Source organism: Thioalkalivibrio sp. ALE9, assembly GCF_000377445.1.
GTDB lineage: Bacteria > Pseudomonadota > Gammaproteobacteria > Ectothiorhodospirales > Ectothiorhodospiraceae > Thioalkalivibrio.
The window spans coordinates 103,174-125,889 of the sequence record NZ_KB898125.1; the positions used below are offsets into that span (position 1 = coordinate 103,174).

Below are 22,716 nucleotides of genomic sequence, written 5' to 3' on the forward strand. Positions count from 1 at the left end.
CCTTTCCGCAACCACCAGAGCCTGACGCCATGAGCCTTGCCGAACTCGAATGCCAGATCAGCCCGGAACAGGCCGAGCCGCTGGAAGACACGCTTTTTGAACTCGGCGCGGTCAGCGTCGAGCTGTTCGACGCCGCCGACGAGCCGCTGTTCGAACCCCCACTGGGCACCCACCCACTGTGGTCCACTGTGCGCCTGAAGGCGGTATTCCCGGACACCACCCAGGCGGACCTCGCCGCCGCCGCGCTGGAGCGCCAGGCACAGGCCCCCGAGGCGATCCAGGTCCAGCCCATCGAAGACCAGGACTGGGTGCGCGCCGGCCTCGACGGCCTCGGCGCCATTCACTGCGGCAGTTCGCTGTGGATCGTGCCGTCCTGGGAGGACGAGCCGGCCATCGAGGAGGGCACCTTCGTGCGCCTGGACCCCGGCCTCGCCTTCGGCACCGGCAACCACCCGACCACCGCGATGTGCCTGGCCGCGCTGGCCCAGCAGCCGCCGCGGGATCAGGAGGTGCTGGACTACGGCTGTGGCTCCGGCATCCTCGCCATCGCGGCCCTGAAGCTGGGCGCCCGGCATGCGCTGGGCATCGACATCGACGAGCAGGCGGTGCAGGCCACGCGCAGCAATGCCGATGCCAACGCCATCCCGCCCGAGCGACTGGAAACCGGTCTGACCGACCACCCGGTCCCGACGGCGGAATACGATCTGGTGCTGGCCAACATCCTGGCCAAGCCGCTGATCGACCTGGCCCCGGAGCTCGCGCGGGCCGCGAAACCCGGCGCGCGTATCCTGCTGGCCGGTCTGCTGGAACGCCAGGCGGACGAGGTCATCGCGGCCTATTCCGATGCCTTTGACATTGGCGTCGAGGACTGCCGCGAAGGCTGGGCCCTGCTCGGCGGGCGCCGGCGCTAGGGAAACACTGATCAATGTACACACTCGCGTTGGCACCCCAGGTTTTCCGAGACAAGGCGCGTCGTGCAGCGGGTAGTGGTTCTACCCGCAAGCGGCGCAACGCAGGATCGGGGAACCTGGGGTGCCAACCCCACAAGCCATTGAAAGCAGGGGCTCGGCCGCTTTTGCGCGCGCACAGCGTTGCGGCTCCCTTGTGCAGAATGACTGCACGGCAGTCACCGCGCCTTGTTCGCATGCAAAAGCGACTCGAGCGCGAATGTGTACATTGATCAGTGTTTCCCTAGGAACACGCCAACCCATGGGCATCGTCGCGCCGGTACCGTCCTTCTCGCTCGACCGGACGCAGATACGGCCATCCGGACGCTGACATGCTCGCCCGCTGCCCGCAATGCGGCGTCACCCACGCCCTCGCCCGCGGGTCCAAGATCCGCCAGCGGCGGGTGCATTGCACAAACTGCGGCGCCGAGTTCGATCTGTTCCCGGCCCTCGAGATCGGCGGCGCCGGCGAACGCGTCCTGGGGGAGGGGCTCCTTCCCGCGCAGCCCGCTCGCACCCGCGCGATCGAGAGTGCGCCGGTCATCGCCACCGCCATCGACATCGAACGCCACCCGGGCCCTCTGGACCTGGCCGCCCCCGCCCGACGCCGTGTCTGGCCGGGGCTGTTCGTGGCCGCCGGCCTGAGCGTTCTGCTGGGCGCGCAACTGCTGGCCTTCCCGCCCGTGGCACCGGGTCATAACCATTACCTGGACCAGACTCGCGCCCAGCTGTGCGCCACCCTCCCTTGCCCGGTCTGGAACCCGCTGCGCGCGCCCGAGCGCATCCGGGTATCGACACCGGACTTCTTCGCCAGTATCGATGGCACATTGCACGTCCAGTTCCAGCTGGAAAGCCCGGTGCGGCAGGCCTGGCCCGTCCTCGACATCCATCTGAGCGACCAGCTGGACACGCGCCATGGCGCTCTGCGCCTGACCCCGAACGACTACACCGACGCGGACGCCCCGATGCCCCCCCACAAACCCGCCACCCTGCGCCTGAGCCTCGCCAGCCCCCATGCCCGCATCACGGGCATCCAGATCCAGCCCCGCTGACCTATGCCCGACACCCCGGACCCGCAACTCGTTCAAGGGCAGCACGGATTCATGCACACCCCGGGGGCGCGAGCACGCTGACCACCGGCGGCGGGCGCCTCGAGGTGCTAGACTCCCCGGCTTCCCCGATTCAATCGTCAGCCCCAGATGCAGCTCGGAATCCATCACTTCGCGGACCCCGTCGTGTTCCTGGCCCCCATGGCCGGCGTGAGCGATCGCCCGTTCCGGTTGCTGGCCCGCCGCCTGGGCGCCAGCGCGGCGGTATCCGAGATGGTCACCTCCAACACCCGGCTGTGGGCCAGCGACAAGAGCCGCCACCGGCTGGACCACCGTCAGGAGCCGCGCCCGCGCATCGTCCAGCTGCTGGGCAACGAACCCGAGCCGCTGGCCGAGGCGGCGCGGGAGAACGTGCGCCGGGGCGCCGACGTGATCGACCTGAACCTGGGCTGCCCCGCGAAGAAGGTCTGCAGCAAGGCCGCGGGATCGGCCCTGCTGGGCGAGCCGGAGCGGGTGCGCGAACTGCTCCAGGCGCTCACGGAGGCCGTCACCGTGCCGGTCACGCTGAAGATGCGCCTGGGCCTGGACCGCGAGCGAATGAACGGCGAAGAGATCGCATCCATTGCCGAGGCCTGCGGCATCGCGATGCTGACCGTGCACGGACGCACCCGGGCCGATGCCTACCGCGGGCAGGCGGACCATACCGCGATCGCGCGCATCGTCCGGTCGGTCTCCATCCCGGTGCTCGCCAATGGCGACATCACGGACCCGGACACGGCGATGCGGGTACTGGATACCACCGGCGCGGCGGGGGTGATGATCGGACGCGCCGCCCAGGGTCAGCCCTGGCTGCCGGGTCAGATCCGCGCCGCGCTGGCCGGCGAAGCGATCCCGCCGGCACCGGCCCTGGCCGCGCGCCTGGCCCTGATCGAGGAACACGTCACCGGCCTGCACACCCAGTACGGCGAACCGCAGGGTGTGCGTATCGCGCGCAAGCACCTGGGCTGGTATCTTCTTGGTCTGGGTCTCGACGAGGCCCGCACCCGGGCGGCCCGGGCTGACCTTCTCGCCGCCCCCACGGCCAGCGAACAACTGCGGCGCCTGCGCGCCCACCTGACGGGAATCGCAAGCGAGGCTGCATGAGCGTGAACATGCCACTCGAACAGGACCCGGACGTCCAGGAAGCATCGGTTGCGGCCACACTCCCGTCCGACTGTGTGCTGGCGGACTCGGTCCGGCGAGCGCTGGATCAGTATTTCGAGACCCTGGACGGGCAAAGCAGCCACGACCTTTACGCACTGGTCATGAACGAGGTGGAGCGCCCCCTGCTGGCCAGTGTGCTGGAGCGCTGCGGGGGCAACCAGAGCCGCGCCGCTGCCCTGCTCGGGCTCAACCGCGCCACCCTGCGCAAAAAGCTGCGCGCCCACGGGCTGGTGGAGGCCAACGGGAACGGCAACGGGAACGGCGCCGCGACCTGACGTTCGGTTCTGGTCACAGGAAGCAAGGAAGCCAGGAAGGCCGGAAGAATGCCTTCGGTTTCCGAGACGGATACCATTTACGGCCAGCTGGAAGAACCAACGGGTTACTGATGCAGGGCCTGGCCAATAATCGCCCCGAAATGCGCGGCATCACCAGCCAGCCTGCAGCCAATCGCGGCTTTCCCCTTCCAATCTTCCCGTCTTCCTGTAGACCGCCCTTCTCGGTGTCCCCTGTGTCCTCAGTGGTTCAATCAGCCCGCCGCTAGTCCTTCCAGGCGAGACGGTTCAGGGCCGTCCGGTGCAATTCCGGAGTGGCCGCGGCCAGGACGTTCGCGGTCTTCAGGTCGAGCTCGCCACCGGAGAGGTTGGTGAACACGCCGCCCGCCTCGCGCACGATCACCGCCAGTGCGGCGATGTCCAGGATGTTGACGTCGGACTCGATGATCAGGTCGATGCTGCCACGTGCCAGCAGGTGGTAGTGGTAGAAATCCCCGTAGCCGCGGGTGCGGTTGACCTCGGCCATAATGCCGCCCAGCGCGGTCCACCCCTCGGGGCTCTGCGCCAGGGACTTGAGGTTGCCGGTGGACAGCGAGGCGCGCCCGAGATCGACGGTCTTCTCGACCGCGATCGGGTTGCCGTTCAGGAAGGCGCCCTGGCCCTTCTCCGCCCAGGCCCGTTCGCCGAACTGGATGCCGTTGGACAGCCCCAGGATCAGCTCGCCCTTGAACATGAGCGCAATCTGGGTTGAGAAGAACGGGTAGCGCCGCACGAAGCTCTTGGTCCCGTCGATCGGGTCGATCAGCCAGACATAGTCGGAGTCCATGTCCGACTGCCCGGTCTCCTCGCCATAGAAGCCGTGGTCCGGAAAGTGCTCGCGGATCACCTGGCGGATCGCCTGTTCGCTCTCCACGTCGGCCCGGGTCACCGGGGTGTCGTCGGGTTTGGTTTCGACGTCGACACCCGCCTCGTAGTAGTGGCGGATCACCTTCTCGGCGGCATCAGCGGCGGCCTGGGCGGCCTCCATGAACGCGCTTCGCGACATGTTCGTGTCCCCTCGAAAAAAGGCCATAGCTTAACATGCGCCCTATTCGCCGCTGACCCGGGGCGACCCTGCCGCCTTCGCGGGTTGGTTGTCGCCGCCGGGTCATGCCCCGATAATGCCGCGATTCTTTCGAGGAGCCGGAACATGTCCAAGAAGCTGCCCGACGTCAGCAATATCGAACGCCTGGAGTTGTTTGGCGAGGACTACAACCCCACCGCGACCATCGAGAACGTGGACGGCCAGAGCCTGTCGCTGCAGATCTACTACCAGCTGGCGCTGGATTACGGCGGCATCGGGCCCAAGGCGGCCAACTCGGGCCTGCTGCTGTACGGCAGCCACGCCGACGACGCCCGCGCCAACCCGGGCAAGCATCCGAACATCGACCGGCTGATCGACGTCCTGAACAACGACTACTACCTGTCGGTGAAGGCCGTCCCCAAGCGCGGCAGCCAGGCCGGCTAACAACCGGGCCTAGACCCGGTTGGCGTAAAGCAGCCGCCAGCCCCTGGTCGGATGCCGATGCAGCCGGGTGCGGCTGGCGTACTCGCAATCGAGCTGGTACAGGCGGTCGTCCGGCACGCCCAGCACCCAGCCGACCAGCGCGCGTATAACCCCCGCATGCACCACCATCAGCACCCGTTCGGACTGCAGCGGCCGCAAGGCCCCATCGAAACCGGCCTCGACCCGGCGGCGAAAGGCCGTTAGCGGCTCCGCACCGGCCGGGCGCGCGTGCACCGGGTCGGCATAGAAGGCGCAGTATTCCTCCGGTCGATCCCGCTGCAGGTCGACCCGCGTACGCCCCTCCCAGTCGCCAAAACCGATCTCGCGCAGGTGCGGCTCCAGGATCAACGGAAGGTCCTGTGTGGAGGCGTAGTGCTCGGCAAACGCGCGGCAGCGCTGCATTGGCGAGCTGACCACATACTGCCACTCCTCCTCGCCCCGGACCGCCCGCTCCATCTGGCTCCAGCCGCGCGCGCTCAGCGGGTCGTCGCAGCCATGGCCGCGGTAACGCTGGCCGCCCTCCGGCTCGCCGTGACGCAGCAGGTCCACAATCATGCGCTCACCTCGTGCAGTTCCTGCCGCAGGCGCGCCCAGTCGAAATGGGGGCCCGGATCCGTCTTGCGTCCCGGGGCGATATCGCTGTGGCCGGCCAGCGCATGCGGCCCGATACCCGGCCAGCGGGCGCGGACCCAGCCAATCATTTGCGCAAGCGCGGCGTACTGCGCCGGGGTAAAGGGGTCCTCGTCGGTCCCCTCCAGTTCGATCCCGATGGAGAAGTCGTTGCAGCGCTCGCGCCCCTGCCACCGCGACACCCCGGCATGCCAGGCGCGTCGGGAGAACGGCACGAACTGGGTCGCCTGGCCCTCGCGGTCGATCAGCACATGGGCGGAGACGCGCAGGCCGCCGACCTCGGCAAAGTAGGGGTGGGCATCCGGATCCAGACGATTCTGGAACAGCTCGGCGACGTGCCCTCCACCGAACTCGCCCGGCGGCAGGCTGATCGCGTGCACCACGATCAGTTCCGGTTGCTGACCGGGGGGACGCTCATCCTGGTTCGGGCTGTCGAGGCGCTGCGCTGGCGGGTACCAGTCCCGGTCCGGCGTGACGGTTTCGGCGTGCGGGGATTTCACGGCGCCTCCTCGGGCGGTTGGGCCAGTACGGCCGCCAGCCCCTCGCGCAACAGGGGCAGGCGCGGCGGGGCTTCCAGGCGACCGTGATAGGCCCCCGCCTGAAACACGAACAGTGCCGGCAGATGGAAGACCTCGAACTCCCGCACCAGGGCGGTATCGGTCTCGGCATCCACCTCGAACAGCGCCGGCGCATCCCCCGCCGCCTGCCATTCCGCCAGGACCCGCCCCATGACCTTGCAGGCCCCGCAGCCCTGGCGCGTGAACAGGATGACCGCCGGCCCCGGGACATCCATCAGGTGCTGATGAAAGTCGAACTGGGTCAATATCGGGAGCGACTCCCGGCCCGCGGCGGATGCCGCGGCACGCGGTCCGTTGGTCAATGGATTACCCTCACCGCTGCTGTCTTTATGAATCGGGGATCGTGGGTTAGTTTACGCGCCCCGCTGCGAAGGAATCGACCGCCCCGGTGTCCGAACTGAATCCCCAACAACAGGCCGCCGTGACCACCACGGACCGCCCCCTGCTGGTCCTGGCCGGGGCGGGTTCCGGCAAGACCCGCGTGATCACCGAGAAGATCGCTCACCTGATCGAGCGGCGCGGCCTCGCCGCACGCCAGATCGTGGCGATTACCTTTACCAACAAGGCCGCGCGCGAGATGCGCGAACGTGTCCAGGGGCGACTGTCACGCGAACAGGCCCGGGGCCTGAACGTCTCCACCTTCCACACCTTCGGGCTCAACTTCCTGCGTCGCGAGCTGCAGGCGGCGGGGCTGCGCCCCGGCTTCTCCATCCTCGACCCCGGTGACTGCCGGCAGCTGCTGCGCGAGATCACCTACCGCGACGATACCGGCTCCGAGGTCGACGCCCTGATTGGCCACATCAGCCGCTGGAAGAACGACCTGATGACCCCGGAAGAGGCGCTGCACGAGGCAAGCCAGAGGAACGACGCCCCGGAGGCGATCGCCGCGGCCAACCTCTACCCGCGCTACGAAGACGCCCTGCGCGCCTACAACGCAGTGGACTTCGACGACCTGATCAAGCGCCCGGTGGACTGCCTGCGCGACGACCCGGAACTGCGCAACCGCTGGCAGGACCGCATCCGCCACCTGCTGGTGGACGAATACCAGGACACCAACTCCGCGCAGTACCAGCTGGTGCGCCTGCTGATCGGGGTCAGTGACGGCCTGACGGTGGTCGGTGACGACGACCAGTCGATCTACGCCTGGCGCGGCGCGCGCCCGGAGAACCTCGCGCGCCTGCAGCAGGACTTCCCGCGCCTGGAGGTGATCAAGCTGGAGCAGAACTACCGCTCCACCAACCGCATCCTGCATACCGCGAACGCGCTGATCGGCAACAACCCGCACGTGTTCGAGAAGCGTCTTTGGAGTGCGCTCGGCGAGGGCGAGAAGATCGAGGTGATCGGCTGCTCCGACGCCGACACCGAGGCCGCGCGCGTGGTCTCCGAACTGATGCGCCGGCGCTTTCGCCTGAATGCGACCTGGGGCGACTTCGCCATCCTCTACCGCAGCAACCACCAGTCCAGGCTGTTCGAGAAGCTCCTGCGCGAACAGGGCATCCCCTACCGCCTGAGCGGCGGGCAGTCGTTCTTCGAGAAGGCCGAGATCAAGGACCTGGTCGCCTACCTGCGCCTGCTGGCCAACCCGGACGACAACACCGCCTTCCTGCGCGTGGTCAACGTGCCGCGCCGCGAGATCGGCCCGGCGACCCTGGAAAAGCTCGGCCACTACGCCAACCAGCGCGGGGCCTCGCTGCTGCAGGCCGCACGCGGCGCCGGTCTGTCCGAATACATGGATGCCCGCGCACAGGCGCGGCTGGAACGCTTCACCGACTGGGTGGACGGCTTCCAGCGCCGTGGCGCGGAGGAGGCCCCGGACGCCCTGCTGCGCGCCCTGATCGAGGATATCGACTACGAGTCCTGGCTACTGGAGAACAGCCCCAACCCGCGTGCCGCCACCCGGCGCATGGACAACGTGCGCGAATTCATCGACTGGGTCGGGCGCATGGGCGGCGGCAACACCAGCGCCGAATACGGTGACGACGAGGCGGAGGATGATCAGGGCATGGACCTGGCCGACATCGTGAACCGCATCAGCCTGATGGACATCCTCGACCGCAACCGCGATTCCCAGGACGGTAACGAATCCGTGCAGCTCCTGACCCTGCACACCGCCAAGGGCCTGGAGTTTCCGCATGTCTGCCTGGTCGGCTTCGAGGAAGAACTGCTGCCGCACCGGGTCAGCGTCGAGGACGACTCCATCGCGGAGGAGCGGCGGCTCGCCTACGTCGGCCTGACCCGCGCCCAGCAGACCCTGCTGATCACCTACGCCCAGCAACGCAGCCGTTACGGCGAGACCATCGACTGCGAACCCTCGCGCTTCCTCGACGAACTCCCCGAGGAACACCTCGACTGGCCGGACGCCAAACCGCCGGACCCCGAGACCCAGCAACTCACCGCCCGCGCCCACCTCGCCGGCCTCAAGGCCATGCTGGAGAAGTAGCCCACCCGGGCCCTGCTTACTTCAGCAGTTTCAGGCCAACGCGGGTAATGCGGGGGCCGTCCATTTCGCGGATGACCAGGCGCATCGGGCCGAGATCGACGGCGTCGCCGACGACCGGCTCCGCCTGGAGTTCACGGCGCAGATAGGCCTCGAGGGTGTCGCCCTGGCGCTCGGGCGGGACCGGTGCGCCGTAGGCCATGCCCACCGCGCCGAGCTGGGCATCGCCATTGAGCGCGAACTCGCCGAACACGCTGCGTTCGGTGAGGCGCTCCGGCACCTCGTCCTTGGGCACGAACAGGCGGTCGAGGTCCGGCAGGTCCGCCGGCGCGACCATGATGTAGAGGTGGTCGCCGGCGTGCAGGTCCAGCAACTCCAGCGTCTCCAGCAGCTTGCCGTCACGCAGGTGAGCCACCACCCGCGCGGTGCCCGGCAGGCGGAAGTTCGACCACGCCTCGCGCACCACCGGCGTGGTCTCTGCCAGGCGATAGCCCACCAGTTCCATCTCCTGCTGGCCGGGGATATCCAGCTCGGTGCGCTGCACCCGCGCCGTGGTGGGTGGCAGCTCCAGGCCCAGCCAGCGCGCCGAGGGCGCGACGGTCCAGCCCTGCACCAGCAGCGAGATCAGCACCACGAAGAAGACGACATGGAAGAAGTGGCCGGCCAGTTCCAGCCCGGCCAGCAGCGGGAACAGTGCCAAGATGATGGGCACCGCCCCGCGCAGGCCAACCCAGGCGATGAAAACCTGCTCGCGCCAGGGAAAGTGGAACGGGTACAGGCAGATCCAGACCGCCAGCGGGCGCGCGACCAGGATGAGCACGGCCGCCACCAGCCCTGCGTCCAGCGCCACCGGCGGCAGCCCCGAGGGGGTCACCAGCATGCCCAGCATCAGGAACATGCCGATCTGCGCCAGCGAGGCGATGCCGTCGTGGAAGCGCTTGATGTTCTGCGAGGCCTCCAGCGGGCGGTTACCCAGCAGCAGGCCGGCGAGGTACACCGCGAGGAACCCGGAGCCGCCGACCAGGCCGGTAAGCCCGAAGATGGCCAGCGCCCCGGCCATCGCGAACAGCGGATAAAGCCCGGCGGCCATGGGCACCCGGTTGATCAGGGCCAGCAGGGCCAGGCCGCCCCCGACGCCCAGCACCGCACCCAGGCCCATCTGCTGGATGAACTCGACCAGTACCACCAGACCGAACTGCTGATCGGGCATCAGCAGCAGTTCGATCAGCACGATGGTCAGGAAGATCGCCATCGGATCGTTGGAGCCGGACTCGATCTCCAGCGTGGCCCCGACGCGGCTTTTCAGCTCCAGCCCGCGCGAGCGCAGCAGGGAGAACACGGCGGCGGCATCGGTGGAGCCTACGATCGCCCCCAGCAGCAGGCCCTCCAGCCAGGACAGGCCCAGCCACCACACGGCGAACAGCCCGGTCAGGCCGGAGGTCACGAGCACTCCGACGGTGGCCAGCCCCAGCGCCGGCTTCAGCCCGATCCGGAAATTGCGGGCCGGTGTGCGCATCCCGCCGTCGAACAGGATGATCGCCAGGGCGGCCGAGCCGACCAGATACGCAAGGGTGATATTCTCGAAGACCAGACCGCCCGGGCCTTCCGGGCCCAGCAGCATCCCGATCACGAGGAACACCAGCAGCAGGGGCACCCCCAGCCGCGAGGTGATCACGCTCGACAGGATGCTCCCCAGCAACACGATCGCGGCCAGGAAGATGATCTGGTTGGAGAGGTCCATGCGCCAATCATACCGGAACGCCATTGCCCCTCGAGGACGGTCACCCGACCGCAGGATGCGGGCGTTGCTGGCCGCGGCAGCCCTTGGCTTGGCGGCCGCAGGCCCGACCGCCGGCGCGGAAACCGGCGTGGATGCCCTGCACTTCGAGTTCGAGAACGACCTTTTTGCCGGCGAGGACCGCTACTACACCAACGGCGTGCGCATCGGCTGGACCCGCAGCGGGGAAAAGGTCCCCTCGTGGCTGCGAAGCGTGGCCGACTTCCTGCCCTATTTTGTGGAGCGCGAGGAGCGTGGAAGGCTGAAATCCGCCATCCACCTGGGCCAGAACATGTACACGCCGGAGGACATCGAACGCTCGCCCGCGGACCCGGACGACCGCCCCTACGCGGGCTGGCTGTACCTGAACTTCAGCCTGGCCGAGGAGCACGGCGACCGCCTGGACCGCCTGCAGGTCACCCTCGGCACCGTGGGGCCGGCCTCCCTGGCAGATCGCACCCAGAAAGAGGTCCACAGCTGGTCCAGCGCTCCGCAACCCCGGGGCTGGGACGACCAGATTGGCAACGAACCGACCCTGATGGTGGGCTACGAGCGCCAGCTACGGGGCTACACGCGGCATGCCGCGAGCGGCTGGGGCTGGGATCTGACCCCGCACTGGGGCGCAACCGTCGGCAGCCCGTTCACCTTCGCCAACGCCGGGGCGATCATGCGGGCCGGGCGCAACCTCCCGCGCGACTACGGCCCGACACGGATCAACCCCGCCCTGTCCGGGTCGCATACCTTCGAACCGACCAGCAGGGTTGGCGGCTATTTCTTCGCCGGGGTCGACACCCGCCTGATGGCCTACGACCTGTTCCTAGACGGCCCACTGTTCCGCGACGGCCCCTCGGTGGACAAGCACCCGCTGGTTGGCGAACTCACCGCCGGCGCGGTCTTTCATGTGGGCGGCGTGCGGATCGGCTACACCCACGTGTGGCGTTCGCGCGAATTCAGCGGCCAGGCCAAGGGCGCGGCCGAGTTCGGGTCGCTGCATGCCACCTGGCAGTTCTGAAGCCGCCCGCGGGCAGTCTCAGAACACCGCCGCCTCGACATCCGGGTAGGTGGTCGCCACCGAACGGTCGATCTTGTCCTCGAACCCCGGATAGGCCTCGACCAGATCGCCCATCCGCTCGCGCACCAGGGGCACGGTCTCGAAGTCGGCCAGTCCCTGTTCCACGCCTTCCTCAATGGCATCCCACAGCGTGACCAGATAGCGCTGCAGCCGCTCCAGGGTCGCGGCATCCTCGAGACGGCCATGCCCGGGGACGACCACGGCGGGTTCCAGTGCGATCAGCTCGTCCAGAAGATCGATCCACTGCGCGACATCGCCATCCCACACAGAAGGCGCGCGATCACTGTAGACCACATCCCCGGCCAGCAGGACGCGCTGCCGTGGCAGCCAGACACTCAGATCACCCGGCGAATGGGCGCCCCCGGACGGGATGATCTCGACCTCGGTCCCGCCGAGGTCGCGGGTAATGCGCTCATCGACTGCGGTATCGGGCAACCGCAGCGTGGTATCGCCAGTCGCCCCTTCGGTCATCTCGCGGAAGTTCTCGACCCAGCCCTCGCCTTCGTCCTCCATGCGCGCAATCGCCGCCGAGCCGGCCATGATCTCCGCCTCCGCGGCAAAGGCCGCATTGCCCAGCCAGTGGTCGCCATGGCTGTGGCTGTTCACGATCCAGCGCACCGGCTCGTCGGTGACCCCGGCGATCGCTTCGCGCAGGGCCACACCCATCGTCTCGGAGGAGCCGGTGTCGAACACCAGCACCCCGTCACCGGTCACCACGAACGCCATGTTCGCGTTCCAGCCCAGGTTCTCGCGACTGGGGAAATCCCGCGCCGGCGTCATCACCGCATAGACCCCGGGCGCCACCTCCTCCGGGGTCATCGCGTAGTCCCCGGGTGCAGCCGCGGCCGAGGACCCGGCGAGCCCCACCTGCGGCATCACCATCATCGCCAGGACCAGGGGCCAAAGGCTCATTCCCTTCCATCGCTGCATCTCGTCACTCCCCATACCCGGCGACGTGCCGGCGGCCTCGCTCGATAGACTGCGCGGACGTGCCAAAGTGCCGCCCCCGCCCCGCTCCCGTCGTCGACGTGCCACGAGCACGAATGCGTTAGCATCCGAGCATACCCCTGCACGGAGCCCGCTGTGCGCCGAATCTCTCGAACCTTCCTGACCGGCCTGGCCGCCATCCTCCCGGCCGCCATCACGCTGGCCTTGCTGTGGTGGCTGGGGAGCACCGCCGAGGAGGTGCTGGGAGGACTGTTGCAGGCCATCCTGCCCGATCTGCTGTACTTCCCGGGCATGGGGATCCTGGCCGGCATCGGCCTGCTCTTCGGCGTGGGGGTACTGCTCCAGGCCTACGTGGTCCGCTGGCTGTTCGACTGGCTGGAAGGGCTGATGCAGCGCATCCCGGTGGTCAAGACCATCCACGGGACCGTGCGCGACGTCACGCGCCTGGTCTCCGGCGACATCCACGAGCAATTCGGCCAGGCCGTGCTGGTGCAGCTGCCCGGCACCGACTTCAAGCTGGTCGGCTTCGTCACCCGCGAAGATTTCGCGGGTCTTCCGGACAGTCTCGGCGGCCCCGACACAGTCGCGGTCTACATGCCCATGAGTTACCAGATCGGCGGCTACACCCTGATGCTCCCGCGCGAACGCATCGAACCGCTGGAGCTGTCGCTGGAGGACGCGATGCGCTATGCCCTGACCGCCGGCGTCTCCGCGCGCCAGGAAAAGACCTAAGGAGACGCTGATCAATTCGCACGTCCGCGTTGGTGCCCCATTTTTTCCGAGACAAGGCGCGGTGCGCAGTGCCGTAGTCACTCTACGGCCAAGCGGCGCAACGCAGGATCGGGGAAAATGGGGCACCAACCCCGAAGGGGCTCGGCCGATTTGGCCCGCTGACGGCGTTGCGGCTCGCTTATGTAGCTCGGCTACACTTCGCTCGCCGCGCCTTGTCATCGAGAAAAATCGACTCGAGCGCGGACGTGCGAATTAATCAGCGTCTCCTTAAGGGGTAGAATCCGCCGCATGACGGAACACGATTCCAAGCCAAGGATCCTCGTCGGTGTCAGTGGCGGCATCGCCGCCTACAAGGCCTGCGAGCTGGTGCGCGAGCTGAAGCGCGCCGACTGCGAGGTGCGCGTGGTGATGACGGCCGGCGCCCGCGCCTTCGTAACCCCGCTGACCTTCCAGGCCCTCTCCGGCGCGCCGGTACGCACCGAGCTGCTGGACGCCGAGGCGGAATCCGGCATGGACCACATCGCCCTGGCGCGCTGGGCCGACCGCATCGTGGTCGCCCCGGCCAGCGCCAGCCTGATCGCCCGCTACGCCCAGGGCCTGGCGGACGAGCTGCTGAGTACGCTGCTGCTGGCCACCACCGCGCCGGTCGCGCTGGCACCGGCGATGAACCATCGGATGTGGGCCCACCCGGCCACGCAGGCGAACGTCTCGACCCTGATCGAGCGTGGCGTGGCCCTGATCGGGCCGGACAGCGGCGACCAGGCCTGTGGCGAGCAGGGCGAGGGCCGCATGCGCGAGCCCGCCGCGATCGCGCGGGAGCTGCTGCAACCGGCACACGCCCCGCTGGCCGGGCGCCACGTACTGATCACCGCCGGTCCCACCTTCGAGCCGATCGATCCCGTGCGCTTTATCGGCAACCGCAGCTCCGGGCGCATGGGCTTTGCCCTGGCCGCGGCGGCGCGCGACGCGGGCGCACACGTGACTCTGGTGCATGGCCCGACAGCCGAGGCCGTACCCACGGGCGTCGCGGGCATCGCCACGGAGACGGCCGCCGCCATGCACGCCGTGGTGATGGAACGCCTGCCCGAGGCCGACATCCTGATCGCGGCCGCGGCCGTGGCCGACTACCGCCCGGCCGAGCCGCAGGCACAGAAGATCAAGAAATCCGACCCGGTGATGCACCTGGCGCTGGAGCGCACCCGGGACATCCTGGCCGAGGCGGCAACACAGGCGGCCTCCCTCCCCCGGCGCCCGTTCCTGGTCGGCTTCGCAGCCGAGACCGAGCACCTGCGCGAACATGCCGAGGCCAAGCGCCGCGCCAAGGGACTCGACCTGATCGCCGCCAATCGGGTCGGCGAGGGCCGCGCCTTCGGCACCCCCGACAACGAATTGCTGTGCCTCTGGGAGGGTGGCGAGCGCCAACTCCCCAGCCAGCCGAAGACCCAGCTGGCCCGGGCGCTGATCGACCTGATCGTCGAGCGCCTGGAACAACGCTGATCGAATGCGAAACGGACAAGGACCCCGTATGCCCGCCCCCGAGATTGACCTGAAGATCCTGGACCCGCGCATGGGCGCGGACTTCCCGCTGCCCGCCCCGGCCACCGACGGCTCGGCCGGCGTCGACCTGCGCGCGATGATCGAGGCCCCGCTGACGCTGGAGCCGGGCGCCGCCGAACTGATCCCGACCGGGCTCGCGATCCATATCGAGGACCCGGGCTATGCCGGGATGATCCTCCCGCGCTCCGGGCTGGGCCACAAGCACGGCCTGGTGCTGGGCAACCTGGTCGGCCTGATCGACGCCGACTACCAGGGGCCGCTGATGGTCTCCTGCTGGAACCGGGGCGCGAACGCCTACACCCTGGAGGTCGGCGAACGCCTGGCGCAGCTGGTCATCGTCCCGGTCGCCCAACCGAAATTCCGCGTGGTCGAGGACTTCGAGGCGACCGCCCGCGGCGCGGGCGGCTTCGGCTCCTCGGGCCGGGGCTGAGGAGGCGCTACTCCAGGGCCGAGGCGGGACCGAAGAACTCGTAGTTCACCTGCGCGTCGGGAATACCCATCCCGCGCAGATGGGCGCGCACCTGCTGCATGAAGGGTCTGGGCCCAAGGAAATACACGTCTACCTCGCGGCTGTCCGGCAGCCACTCGGCGAGCTGCTCGCGGCTCAGAAAGCCCTCCGCGTGCGGGGCATCGCTGGGGCGCGGCTCGCTGTAGCAGTAGCGCTGCGTCAGCTTCGCGGTGCGCTCGGCCTGAGCATTCAGCCAGTCACGAAACGCGTGCACGCCGCCGTGGCGCGCGCAGTGCACGAAGTGGACCTCGCGGCCCTGTGCCAGCGCCGCCTCGGTCATCGCGACCGCCGGGGTGATACCCACGCCCGCGGTCACGAAGGCCACCGGCCGGTCCGCGGGCCGCAGCACGAAGTCTCCGGCAGGCGGGAACACGTCAAGGATGTCGCCCGCATCCACCCGGTCATGCAGGAAGGTCGAGGCGACACCGCCCGGCTCGCGCTTGACGCTGATGCGCAGGGTCTCGCCATTCGCGGCGGCCGACAGCGAGTAGTTCCGCCGCAGCTCCTCGCCCTCGATCATCAGACGCAGGCCGAGATACTGTCCCGCCTGGTGCGGCGGAACCGGTTGCCCGTCGACCGGCTGCAGATAGAACGAGGTGATCTCCTCGCTCTCCGGAACCTTGCGCTGGACACGGAACGGGCGCGCGCCACGCCAGCCCCCGGGCTGCTGTTCGTTCGCGGCGTAGGCCTGCTCCTCCGCGGCGATCAGGATATCCGCCAGCTGCTGGTACGCCGCGGCCCAGGCGTCCAGCACGGCATCGGTCGCCACCGCTTCGCCCAGCACCTCGCGCATCGCCTGCAGCAGGCAGCCGCCAACGATCGGATAGTGCTCCGGCTGCACCTGCAGCGATACATGCTTGTTGACGATCTGCCCCACCAGCGGGCCCAGCGACTCCAGCTGATCGATGTGGCGGGCATAGTTCAAGACGGCATTCGCCAGCGCACGGGACTGTTCGCCACTGGCCTGATGGGCCTGATTGAACAGGGGCCGAACCTCCGGGTGGTCGCGCAGCATGATCCGGTAGAAGTGCCCGGTCAGGGCCTCACCTCCGGCCTCCAGAATGGGTACGGTCTGCTGAATGATCGCTTTTTGCTCGGTGGATAGCATGTGTCGCCTCAGTTGATATATATGACGCGCAGCTTTATACCCTCGTACTAGCGGCCGGTCAAATCATACTGATGGTACGGATCTTTTAAGGCGCGCCCTCCGCGGTTCTTGGGCACAGTGCTAAACTGCCGCGCTGCAAAGATCGACAACCGGACCCAGCATGGATACCCAAACGGCCCATTCCGTAGCCCATGTCCTGATCGAGGCGCTGCCCTATATCCAGCGCTTCGCGGGCAAGACCATCGTGATCAAGTACGGCGGCAACGCCATGACCGAGGACCACCTGAAGGCCTCCTTCGCGCGCGACGTCGTGCTGCTCAAGCAGGTCGGCGTGAACCCGGTGGTCGTCCACGGCGGAGGCCCGCAGATCGGCGAGCTGCTCAAGCGTCTGGGCAAGGAGACGGAGTTCGTCAACGGCCTGCGGGTGACCGACCGCGAGACCATGGACGTGGTGCAGATGGTGCTCGGCGGGATCGTGAACCAGGAGATCGTCTCGCTGATCAACCGCTTCGGCGGGCGCGCGGTGGGGCTGACCGGCAAGGACGGCCAGATGATCCGCGCCACCCCGCTACGCGACTATGGCGCGGCCGAGGGCCAGCCGACCGTGGACCTCGGCCATGTGGGCGAGGTCGAAGGCGTGGACCCGGCGATCGTGCATACCCTGGACGAGAGCGATTTCATCCCGGTGATCGCGCCGATTGGCTTCGACCGCGAGGGCAAGGCCTACAACATCAATGCCGACACCGCAGCGGAAAAGCTCGCGGTGGTGCTGGATGCGGAAAAGCTCTTCCTGCTGACCAACACCCCGGGCGTGCTGGACGGCAACGGGGAACTCCTGCCCAAGCTGTCGGCCCCGCAGGTGGACGAGATGATCCGCGACGGGACCATCCACGGCGGGATGATCCCGAAGATCCGCTGCGCGCTGGATGCCGTGCGCAGCGGGGTGAACGCCACGCATATCGTCGACGGCCGCGTGGAACACGCGGTCCTGCTGGAGCTGCTGACCGACCAGGGCGTAGGGACGCTGATCAGCCGCTAGGAGAACGATTAATGCCTGCGACCGCTATTCGCGGCCGTTCATGACCAGCTGCTGGAAGTCGCGGCGATCCAGGTCCAGGCGTTCGTGGATCGCGGACAGCCGGTCGCGCTGGCCTCGGCGGTACTGGCGCTCCCGGGCGATACGGGCGTCCAGCTCCTCCAGTTCCGCGCGGTAACGGTCGGCCAGCGGAGAACCCTCGTTCGCGCCGTCCAGCTGCCGCCGGATACGCTCGCGCTCGCGCAACAGCGTCTTTTCCTGCGCCTCGCTGCGCTGGATATTCCCGGCAATCGAGCGCTCGCGGCGTTCGCGCAGCTCCTCGATCTCGTCCAGCGAGGCATAGGCACGGCGCAGCTGCTGCTCGCGCGCGGCACGGTCCTGGCGCGCGCGCTGGGTCGCCTCCAGGTCGCGTTCCGCCTGCTCGCGCTCGGCGGCGGCCTGCGCTCGTTCCTCGGCGCTCATCGGGGCCGGCAGGATCTCGCGCATGCGGCCCTCGGAGTCGTAAATCCGGCGCTCGCGCTGGCTGGTCTCCGGCTGCGGGGTGCTGGAGTAGTGTACGGTCCCGTCATCATCCACCCAGCGGTAGATGTCGGCCTGTACCGGAACCGCCAGCCCCAGCAGCAGCACCGCGGCCACCCACGATTGCCACAGGCCTTCCCGCTTCCGGTTGCACGCACCCCAAATGACCATTCTCGAACACCTCGGACTCGCATTGATCGCCATCGTCGCCAACGGCTTCTCCGCCCTGGCGGGTGGCGGGGCGGGCCTGCTGCAGCTGCCCGCCCTGATTTTTCTGGGGCTTCCCTACCCCGTGGCGCTGGCCACCCACAAGATCGCCTCGGTGGCGCTGGGCGCCGGCGCCGGTCTGCGCCACCTCAAGAAAAGCACATTCGAGCCCGCGCGCCTAGGCATTATCCTGCTGGCCGGTCTGCCTGGGGTGTTAATCGGTGCCTGGCTGGTGCTCGGCATCCCGCCACGGGCCGGCGAGATCGCCCTGGGCCTGCTGACCATCGGCCTCGGCTGGTACTCCTGGCGCCGCCCGCAACTGGGGCAGACGGTGCGCACCATCGGCTTTTCCTGGGGCCACGCCCTGATCGGGGCCGCCGGGCTGTTCCTGATCGGCGTGCTGAACGGATCCCTCGCCTCGGGCACCGGACTGATGGTCACCCTGTGGCTGGTGCGCTGGTACGGCATGAGCTACACCCAGGCGGTGGCCTACACCATGGTCCTGGTGGGCCTCGTCTGGAACGGCGCCGGGGCGTTGATGCTCGGGACGCTGGGCACCGTGCAGTGGGACTGGCTGCCGGCCCTTCTGGTGGGGAGCTTCGTCGGCGGCTACCTCGGCGCCTGGGCGGCCCAGCGCTACGGCAACCGCCTGGTCAAGCGCGCCTTCGAAGTCGTCACCGTCCTCACCGGCATCGCCCTGCTCCTCCCGGTCCCCTGATCAATATCACCACGAAGCACACGAAGGCACGAAGAAGGTCAAGGTCAAAGGCTAATTACCACAGAGGACACGGAGTTCACGGAGAAAATCGAAAGGCCGCCAGCAGCATAGATGACTTCCGCGGCATTCAACCCCGTTCCAGCGCGTGGCCGTATCCCCGCAAATGTTTCACCCGAACCGTCCTTTCTCTGTGTCCTCTGTGTACTCCGTGGTGATAAAGGTTTTTCGCCCTTGACCTTCTTCGTGCCTTCGTGTGCTTCGTGGTGAAAAAGTTGGTCTATTCGTCGGGCTCGGTGGCGGTGGGGATTTCGCAGCGGTTGAGCAGATCGAAGTGTTCGATCCCCTCGAGGATGCCGCGGGCGTGGGTGGCCCCGGCGAAGTAGATGCGCTGGAAGCCCCGCAGGCTCTCCAGTTCGGGCTGGTGATTGCCCACCACCACGCCGAGCAGCCGGCCGCGCAGCATATCCTCGTCGTTTCCGGAATCGCCGGCGACCAGCACGTGCTCCAGCGGAATGCCCCACTTGTCGGACAGGTAGCGCACCGCCAGCCCCTTCGACGCCCGCACCGGCAGCAGGTCGAGGAACCGGTCGTGGGAGTAGATCACCCGCGCGTGCAGGTCCTCGCGGTAGAGCCGCGTCTCCACGGTCTCCGCGTCCAGACTCCCGGGGGGTTCCGCAAAGAAGCTGACCTTGAACGCCCGCTGGTCCACATCCGGCTGCAGGACCAGATTCTTCTCCTGGCGCAGGCAGTCGCGCAGCCGGTCCGGCTCCCAGCGATGGCTGATGTGACGCGCCCAGCCACGATCCTCGGTCTGCTTGGTGCCGTAATGGATTTCGCTCCCCACCGAGGTGATCCAGACATCCGGCGTCGGCACCCCATGCTCCTCGAGGATCGCCGCGGCGGAGTCGATGCGCCGCCCGGTGGCCACGCCGAAGGCGACCCGCTTGCGGTTACGCTTGAGCCAGGCGACAAAGGCGCGGGTGGCCTTGTCGTCGCCCAGCAGGGTGTTGTCGATGTCGGTGATCACGGCGCGATCCATCTGCGCCAGATGCCCGGAGACCCGGCGCTCGTGATGGTGCGCCTGGCGCACCTCGCGGGTCAGCGATTTCACCAGCTTCACGTATTTCTCGGCGTGGCCGTCCCAGGAATAGTGCTGGCGCACGCCCTTGAGGCCGGCGCGCGAGTAGCGCTGCCAGCGCGGCCGGTCGGCCAGGATGCCCTGGATGGCGTCGGCGATCCCCTCCGGGTCCAGCGGGTCGATCAGCTGGCCGTTGTGGCAGCGCGAGATGATCTCCTCCGGCCCGCCGTCGTTGGTGGCCACGATCGGGGCGCCGCTGGCGGCCGCCTCGATCAGGGTCAGGCCGAAGGGCTCAGTCAGCGCCGGGTTCACGAACACCCCCTTGCTGGAGGCCACCAGGCGGTAAAGGTCGGGCACGTCCTCGGAGTCATGGTGCTTGGGATACGCCACCTGGCCGTAAAGGTCATGGCGGTCGATACGCAGGAGCAGGTCGGTCAGGACATCCCGCGCGCCCTTGTCCAGGTCGGCAATGTCGTCACGGTTGCCGGCGACGATCAGCAGGTTGGCGTTCTCGCGCAGCCAGTCATTCCCGGCGTATGCCTCGACCAGGGCGCGGATGTTCTTGCGCTCGTCGGCGCGCGACAGCGCCATGATCAGCGGCCGGTCGGGGTAGCGCAGGAAGCGGCGGATCTCGGCCCAGATAGCCGGCTTGCGCTCCCCGCGCTTCGGCGGATGAAACCGCGCCAGGTCGGTACCCGGCGGGATCACTTCCATGCGTTCCGGCTGGTAGTTGTCGTAGGCGGCGTACTGTTCGCCGATCTCCTGGCGGGTGCTGGCGATCACCCGATGCGCATGCGCCAGGGCCTCTTCCTCGGCGTGGATCCGGGTGGAGATGTTGTAGCGGGCCTCGATGTCGGCATCCGACATCCCGCTCTCACGCAGGCGTTCGCGCTTGACCCGCCCCAGCGAATGGCCGGTCTGGAGCATGGGGGCGCCCAGCAGGTTCGACAGCTGCACCGCGACATGTCCGGCATCGGCATAGTGGCCGTGGATCACGTCCGGGCGCAGGCCCACGCCGCGGATATGCCCCAGGGCGTTGTCCGCGAAACAGTCGAGGTAGGGCCACAGCTTTTCCTTGCGCAGGTAGCGCCGCGGGCCGCAGTCCAGCCGCACGATCCGGGCCCCGTCGCCCAGATCCTCCTCGGGCTCGGCGTAGTCGTCGGCTACCTTGCTGTCGACCACGCGGCGGGTGAGCAGGTCCACCCGGCCCACCTGCGGGTGGCGGGCCAAGGCCCGCGCCAGTTCGACCACGTAGAGCGTCTGCCCGCCGGTGTCGGCATCGCGCCCCAGTTCCAGGTCCTGCCCGCGGATCAGACCGTGGACACTGATCAGGACGAGGTAAAGGCCTTCGCCATCACGAGACTTGCTCTGGGTCTTTTTCATGGCACCTCGGGTTCCGGGCTGTCGAACAGGCTCAGGGTCTCGGGGTTGTCGATCAGGCCCTGGGAGACCAGCACGGCGGTGGCCGACCAGGTCTGGCGATAGTTGGCGCGGCGCCCGACCAGGCGGCCGTGGCGCCCGTCGTAGTACTCCGGCCAGTGGTCACGATGCAGGCGCTCGGCCGCGACCGCGTGCACACTGCGCGCCAGGTCGGGCCGCCCGACCCGCATGGCGGCCCCGGTGAACGCCCACAGCAACGCCGGCCAGTTGCCGCCGTTGTGGTAGGACCACGGAGTATTCTTGGGGTCGGACCCGGTCAGCAGACGCCATTCCTCGCCAACCATCGCCGGATAGCAGATCTTCACCGGCATGGTCCCGATCAGGTCCTCGAAGCGCTGCTCGAAGGTCTGCATAATCGAGCGCGACTGGTGCTCGTCGGCCAGCCCGAACAGCACCGCCAGCAAGTTTCCGAAGCTGAAGAACCGGAAATCCATCCTTCCCGGCCCGAGGTTACCGACCAGGTAGCCGCTCTCCGACGGGATCCAGTCCACCAGCCAGTCGGGGATACTCTCGGGGTAGATATTCAGCGCGTTCTCGGACTCGTGGCCGAAGTGCTCGGTGCGATAGCGGTGGATATCGTTCAACCGCTCGAGATCCAGCCAGTAGTAGTGGCGGATGTAGTCCGACAGCTGCCGGGTACGGATCGCGGACTGCTCGCACAGGAGTTCGGAATCCCGGTCGCAGGGCTCCAGCATCGCCAGTGAGGCCTTCAGCATCCCGTAGAACAGCGCCTGGATCTCCAGCGGGTGGCCGAACACCCCCATGCGCCGGTCGATCATGAAGCTGCCGTCCGGCACCAGCAGGGTCGGGAAGACCTCGAAACGGTCCTGCAGACAGATGCTGAGGATCAGGCGGATGCCGCGCTGCACATCCGCGCTCTTGATGAATTCGTGGTCGCCGGTGCGGTTCTGGTAGGCGCGCAGCAGCAGTACCCACCACATCATGGAATCCACCGGGGCGACGCGTCCGATCGCCCGGTCGCCAAAGTCCGCGGCCAGGGCCTCGCGGCCGTTCTCGTCGGTGAACACCCGGAAACTCGCCGGCATCACTCGCGGCAGCCGGCGGTGACCCTCGATCTCCTCCTGCGTATCGCGGATCTGCAGGATCAGCGCGAGGAAGTCCCGCACCACCTCGGGCTCGTCGTTCAGCAGATAGACCAGCCCCGAGGGCACGAAGTCGCGGATAAAGCAGTCGGCATAGTTCTCCGCCGGCGCCCGCTCGTCCAGGCTCGCCACGGTGCCGACCGTGCGCCCGCGATAGCGCACCTCGGCATCGCGCAGCAGCTGATAGGCGGATTCGAGCGTCGGATTCCGGGCGTCGGGGGGGAGCTGATTCATGACCCCGAGTCTATGGA

General features: G+C 68.1%; 22 protein-coding genes. 12 read left to right on the forward strand and 10 right to left on the reverse strand.

All coding sequences use genetic code 11. The annotated features are described in order from the left end of the window. Positions 1 to 29: 29 nt before the first annotated feature. The 4 genes from prmA (at position 30) to D106_RS0107425 (ending at position 3,474) form a co-directional block, all read left to right on the forward strand. Positions 30 to 911: a 50S ribosomal protein L11 methyltransferase gene (gene prmA / locus D106_RS0107410; RefSeq protein ID WP_018876619.1), complete on the forward strand. Its 882-nt coding sequence runs from the start codon at positions 30 to 32 to the stop codon at positions 909 to 911. A gap of 368 nt (positions 912 to 1,279) precedes the next feature. Next, positions 1,280 to 1,999, forward strand: coding sequence for a DUF3426 domain-containing protein (locus D106_RS0107415; RefSeq protein ID WP_018879682.1), 720 nt, complete (start codon positions 1,280 to 1,282; stop codon positions 1,997 to 1,999). A 147-nt stretch (positions 2,000 to 2,146) separates the two neighbouring features. Beyond that, positions 2,147 to 3,139, forward strand: coding sequence for a tRNA dihydrouridine synthase DusB (gene dusB / locus D106_RS0107420; RefSeq protein WP_018876621.1), 993 nt, complete (start codon positions 2,147 to 2,149; stop codon positions 3,137 to 3,139). After that, positions 3,136 to 3,474 carry a helix-turn-helix domain-containing protein gene (locus D106_RS0107425; protein ID WP_018158446.1) on the forward strand — a complete coding sequence of 113 codons (339 nt, stop codon included), beginning with the start codon at positions 3,136 to 3,138 and terminating at the stop codon, positions 3,472 to 3,474. Before dusB ends, D106_RS0107425 begins: the two co-directional genes overlap by 4 nt. A 262-nt stretch (positions 3,475 to 3,736) precedes the next feature. Here D106_RS0107425 and D106_RS0107430 read toward each other — a convergent pair whose 3' ends face one another. Further along, on the reverse strand, positions 3,737 to 4,498 hold the full coding sequence (locus D106_RS0107430; protein ID WP_018879683.1) for an inositol monophosphatase family protein: 762 nt from the start codon (positions 4,496 to 4,498) through the stop codon (positions 3,737 to 3,739). 162 nt (positions 4,499 to 4,660) lie between these two features. On the opposite strand from D106_RS0107430, the gene D106_RS0107435 reads away from it, so the two are divergent. Then, a complete protein-coding gene (locus D106_RS0107435; RefSeq protein ID WP_017942594.1) occupies positions 4,661 to 4,978 on the forward strand; it encodes a DUF2322 family protein in 318 nt (105 codons plus the stop codon). Between the two features lie 9 nt (positions 4,979 to 4,987). Here D106_RS0107435 and D106_RS0107440 read toward each other — a convergent pair whose 3' ends face one another. Genes D106_RS0107440 through D106_RS0107450 form a run of 3 tightly spaced genes read right to left on the reverse strand, consistent with a single transcriptional unit; the run spans position 4,988 to position 6,470 of the window. Next, entirely contained in the window at positions 4,988 to 5,572 is a 585-nt protein-coding gene (locus tag D106_RS0107440) for a histidine phosphatase family protein (RefSeq protein ID WP_018879684.1), read from the reverse strand. Beyond that, complete coding sequence (gene ampD, locus D106_RS0107445) at positions 5,569 to 6,147, reverse strand: 1,6-anhydro-N-acetylmuramyl-L-alanine amidase AmpD (RefSeq protein ID WP_018876624.1); 579 nt, start codon at positions 6,145 to 6,147, stop codon at positions 5,569 to 5,571. Before ampD ends, D106_RS0107440 begins: the two co-directional genes overlap by 4 nt. Next, entirely contained in the window at positions 6,144 to 6,470 is a 327-nt protein-coding gene (locus tag D106_RS0107450) for a thioredoxin family protein (RefSeq protein WP_018876625.1), read from the reverse strand. The genes ampD and D106_RS0107450 overlap by 4 nt, the downstream gene beginning before the upstream one ends. A gap of 143 nt (positions 6,471 to 6,613) precedes the next feature. Here D106_RS0107450 and D106_RS0107455 point away from each other — a divergent pair, with 143 nt between their 5' ends. Further along, positions 6,614 to 8,665 (forward strand): UvrD-helicase domain-containing protein, encoded by a 2,052-nt coding sequence (locus tag D106_RS0107455; RefSeq protein ID WP_018879685.1) that lies wholly within the window; start codon positions 6,614 to 6,616, stop codon positions 8,663 to 8,665. 16 nt (positions 8,666 to 8,681) lie between these two features. On the opposite strand, the gene D106_RS0107460 is transcribed toward D106_RS0107455, so the two are convergent. Further along, positions 8,682 to 10,403, reverse strand: a complete 1,722-nt coding sequence (locus tag D106_RS0107460) for a potassium/proton antiporter (RefSeq protein ID WP_026280333.1) — start codon at positions 10,401 to 10,403, stop codon at positions 8,682 to 8,684. A gap of 55 nt (positions 10,404 to 10,458) precedes the next feature. On the opposite strand from D106_RS0107460, the gene D106_RS0107465 reads away from it, so the two are divergent. Beyond that, positions 10,459 to 11,451 carry a lipid A deacylase LpxR family protein gene (locus tag D106_RS0107465; RefSeq protein ID WP_051074886.1) on the forward strand — a complete coding sequence of 331 codons (993 nt, stop codon included), beginning with the start codon at positions 10,459 to 10,461 and terminating at the stop codon, positions 11,449 to 11,451. 18 nt (positions 11,452 to 11,469) lie between these two features. On the opposite strand, the gene D106_RS0107470 is transcribed toward D106_RS0107465, so the two are convergent. Next, complete coding sequence (locus D106_RS0107470) at positions 11,470 to 12,423, reverse strand: MBL fold metallo-hydrolase (protein WP_018876629.1); 954 nt, start codon at positions 12,421 to 12,423, stop codon at positions 11,470 to 11,472. 171 nt (positions 12,424 to 12,594) lie between these two features. On the opposite strand from D106_RS0107470, the gene D106_RS0107475 reads away from it, so the two are divergent. The 3 genes from D106_RS0107475 (at position 12,595) to dut (ending at position 15,178) form a co-directional block, all read left to right on the forward strand. After that, complete coding sequence (locus D106_RS0107475; protein ID WP_018878624.1) at positions 12,595 to 13,191, forward strand: DUF502 domain-containing protein; 597 nt, start codon at positions 12,595 to 12,597, stop codon at positions 13,189 to 13,191. A 288-nt stretch (positions 13,192 to 13,479) separates the two neighbouring features. After that, complete coding sequence (gene coaBC, locus D106_RS0107480) at positions 13,480 to 14,688, forward strand: bifunctional phosphopantothenoylcysteine decarboxylase/phosphopantothenate--cysteine ligase CoaBC (protein WP_018879686.1); 1,209 nt, start codon at positions 13,480 to 13,482, stop codon at positions 14,686 to 14,688. Positions 14,689 to 14,716: 28 nt separating this feature from the next. Next, entirely contained in the window at positions 14,717 to 15,178 is a 462-nt protein-coding gene (gene dut / locus D106_RS0107485) for a dUTP diphosphatase (protein ID WP_018879687.1), read from the forward strand. A 7-nt stretch (positions 15,179 to 15,185) separates the two neighbouring features. On the opposite strand, the gene hmpA is transcribed toward dut, so the two are convergent. Next, complete coding sequence (gene hmpA, locus D106_RS0107490) at positions 15,186 to 16,364, reverse strand: NO-inducible flavohemoprotein (RefSeq protein WP_018879688.1); 1,179 nt, start codon at positions 16,362 to 16,364, stop codon at positions 15,186 to 15,188. A gap of 160 nt (positions 16,365 to 16,524) precedes the next feature. Here hmpA and argB point away from each other — a divergent pair, with 160 nt between their 5' ends. After that, positions 16,525 to 17,403 (forward strand): acetylglutamate kinase, encoded by an 879-nt coding sequence (gene argB, locus D106_RS0107495; protein WP_018865449.1) that lies wholly within the window; start codon positions 16,525 to 16,527, stop codon positions 17,401 to 17,403. 24 nt (positions 17,404 to 17,427) lie between these two features. On the opposite strand, the gene D106_RS0107500 is transcribed toward argB, so the two are convergent. Continuing rightward, a complete protein-coding gene (locus D106_RS0107500; protein ID WP_196799339.1) occupies positions 17,428 to 18,090 on the reverse strand; it encodes a DUF4124 domain-containing protein in 663 nt (220 codons plus the stop codon). Between D106_RS0107500 and D106_RS0107505 the strand changes: the two genes are divergently transcribed. Next, the gene (locus D106_RS0107505; RefSeq protein ID WP_018865447.1) at positions 18,083 to 18,844 is read left to right on the forward strand and encodes a sulfite exporter TauE/SafE family protein; all 762 of its coding nucleotides are present in this window, start codon (positions 18,083 to 18,085) and stop codon (positions 18,842 to 18,844) included. The genes D106_RS0107500 and D106_RS0107505 overlap by 8 nt on opposite strands. 277 nt (positions 18,845 to 19,121) lie before the next feature. On the opposite strand, the gene D106_RS0107510 is transcribed toward D106_RS0107505, so the two are convergent. Next, entirely contained in the window at positions 19,122 to 21,305 is a 2,184-nt protein-coding gene (locus tag D106_RS0107510) for an HAD-IIB family hydrolase (protein WP_018879689.1), read from the reverse strand. Continuing rightward, the gene (locus tag D106_RS0107515; RefSeq protein ID WP_018876633.1) at positions 21,302 to 22,699 is read right to left on the reverse strand and encodes a glycoside hydrolase 100 family protein; all 1,398 of its coding nucleotides are present in this window, start codon (positions 22,697 to 22,699) and stop codon (positions 21,302 to 21,304) included. The genes D106_RS0107510 and D106_RS0107515 overlap by 4 nt, the downstream gene beginning before the upstream one ends. Positions 22,700 to 22,716 lie beyond the last annotated feature (17 nt).

Coding starts and splice junctions, on each gene's coding strand:
- prmA (WP_018876619.1), top strand. CDS start 30: ATGAGCCTTGCCGAACTCGAATGCCAGATCAGCCCGGAACAGGCCGAG.
- D106_RS0107415 (WP_018879682.1), top strand. CDS start 1,280: ATGCTCGCCCGCTGCCCGCAATGCGGCGTCACCCACGCCCTCGCCCGC.
- dusB (WP_018876621.1), top strand. CDS start 2,147: ATGCAGCTCGGAATCCATCACTTCGCGGACCCCGTCGTGTTCCTGGCC.
- D106_RS0107425 (WP_018158446.1), top strand. CDS start 3,136: ATGAGCGTGAACATGCCACTCGAACAGGACCCGGACGTCCAGGAAGCA.
- D106_RS0107430 (WP_018879683.1), bottom strand. CDS start 4,498: ATGGAGGCCGCCCAGGCCGCCGCTGATGCCGCCGAGAAGGTGATCCGC.
- D106_RS0107435 (WP_017942594.1), top strand. CDS start 4,661: ATGTCCAAGAAGCTGCCCGACGTCAGCAATATCGAACGCCTGGAGTTG.
- D106_RS0107440 (WP_018879684.1), bottom strand. CDS start 5,572: ATGATTGTGGACCTGCTGCGTCACGGCGAGCCGGAGGGCGGCCAGCGT.
- D106_RS0107460 (WP_026280333.1), bottom strand. CDS start 10,403: ATGGACCTCTCCAACCAGATCATCTTCCTGGCCGCGATCGTGTTGCTG.
- D106_RS0107465 (WP_051074886.1), top strand. CDS start 10,459: ATGCGGGCGTTGCTGGCCGCGGCAGCCCTTGGCTTGGCGGCCGCAGGC.
- D106_RS0107470 (WP_018876629.1), bottom strand. CDS start 12,423: ATGAGCCTTTGGCCCCTGGTCCTGGCGATGATGGTGATGCCGCAGGTG.
- coaBC (WP_018879686.1), top strand. CDS start 13,480: ATGACGGAACACGATTCCAAGCCAAGGATCCTCGTCGGTGTCAGTGGC.
- dut (WP_018879687.1), top strand. CDS start 14,717: ATGCCCGCCCCCGAGATTGACCTGAAGATCCTGGACCCGCGCATGGGC.
- hmpA (WP_018879688.1), bottom strand. CDS start 16,364: ATGCTATCCACCGAGCAAAAAGCGATCATTCAGCAGACCGTACCCATT.
- argB (WP_018865449.1), top strand. CDS start 16,525: ATGGATACCCAAACGGCCCATTCCGTAGCCCATGTCCTGATCGAGGCG.
- D106_RS0107505 (WP_018865447.1), top strand. CDS start 18,083: ATGACCATTCTCGAACACCTCGGACTCGCATTGATCGCCATCGTCGCC.
- D106_RS0107500 (WP_196799339.1), bottom strand. CDS start 18,090: ATGGTCATTTGGGGTGCGTGCAACCGGAAGCGGGAAGGCCTGTGGCAA.
- D106_RS0107510 (WP_018879689.1), bottom strand. CDS start 21,305: ATGAAAAAGACCCAGAGCAAGTCTCGTGATGGCGAAGGCCTTTACCTC.
- D106_RS0107515 (WP_018876633.1), bottom strand. CDS start 22,699: ATGAATCAGCTCCCCCCCGACGCCCGGAATCCGACGCTCGAATCCGCC.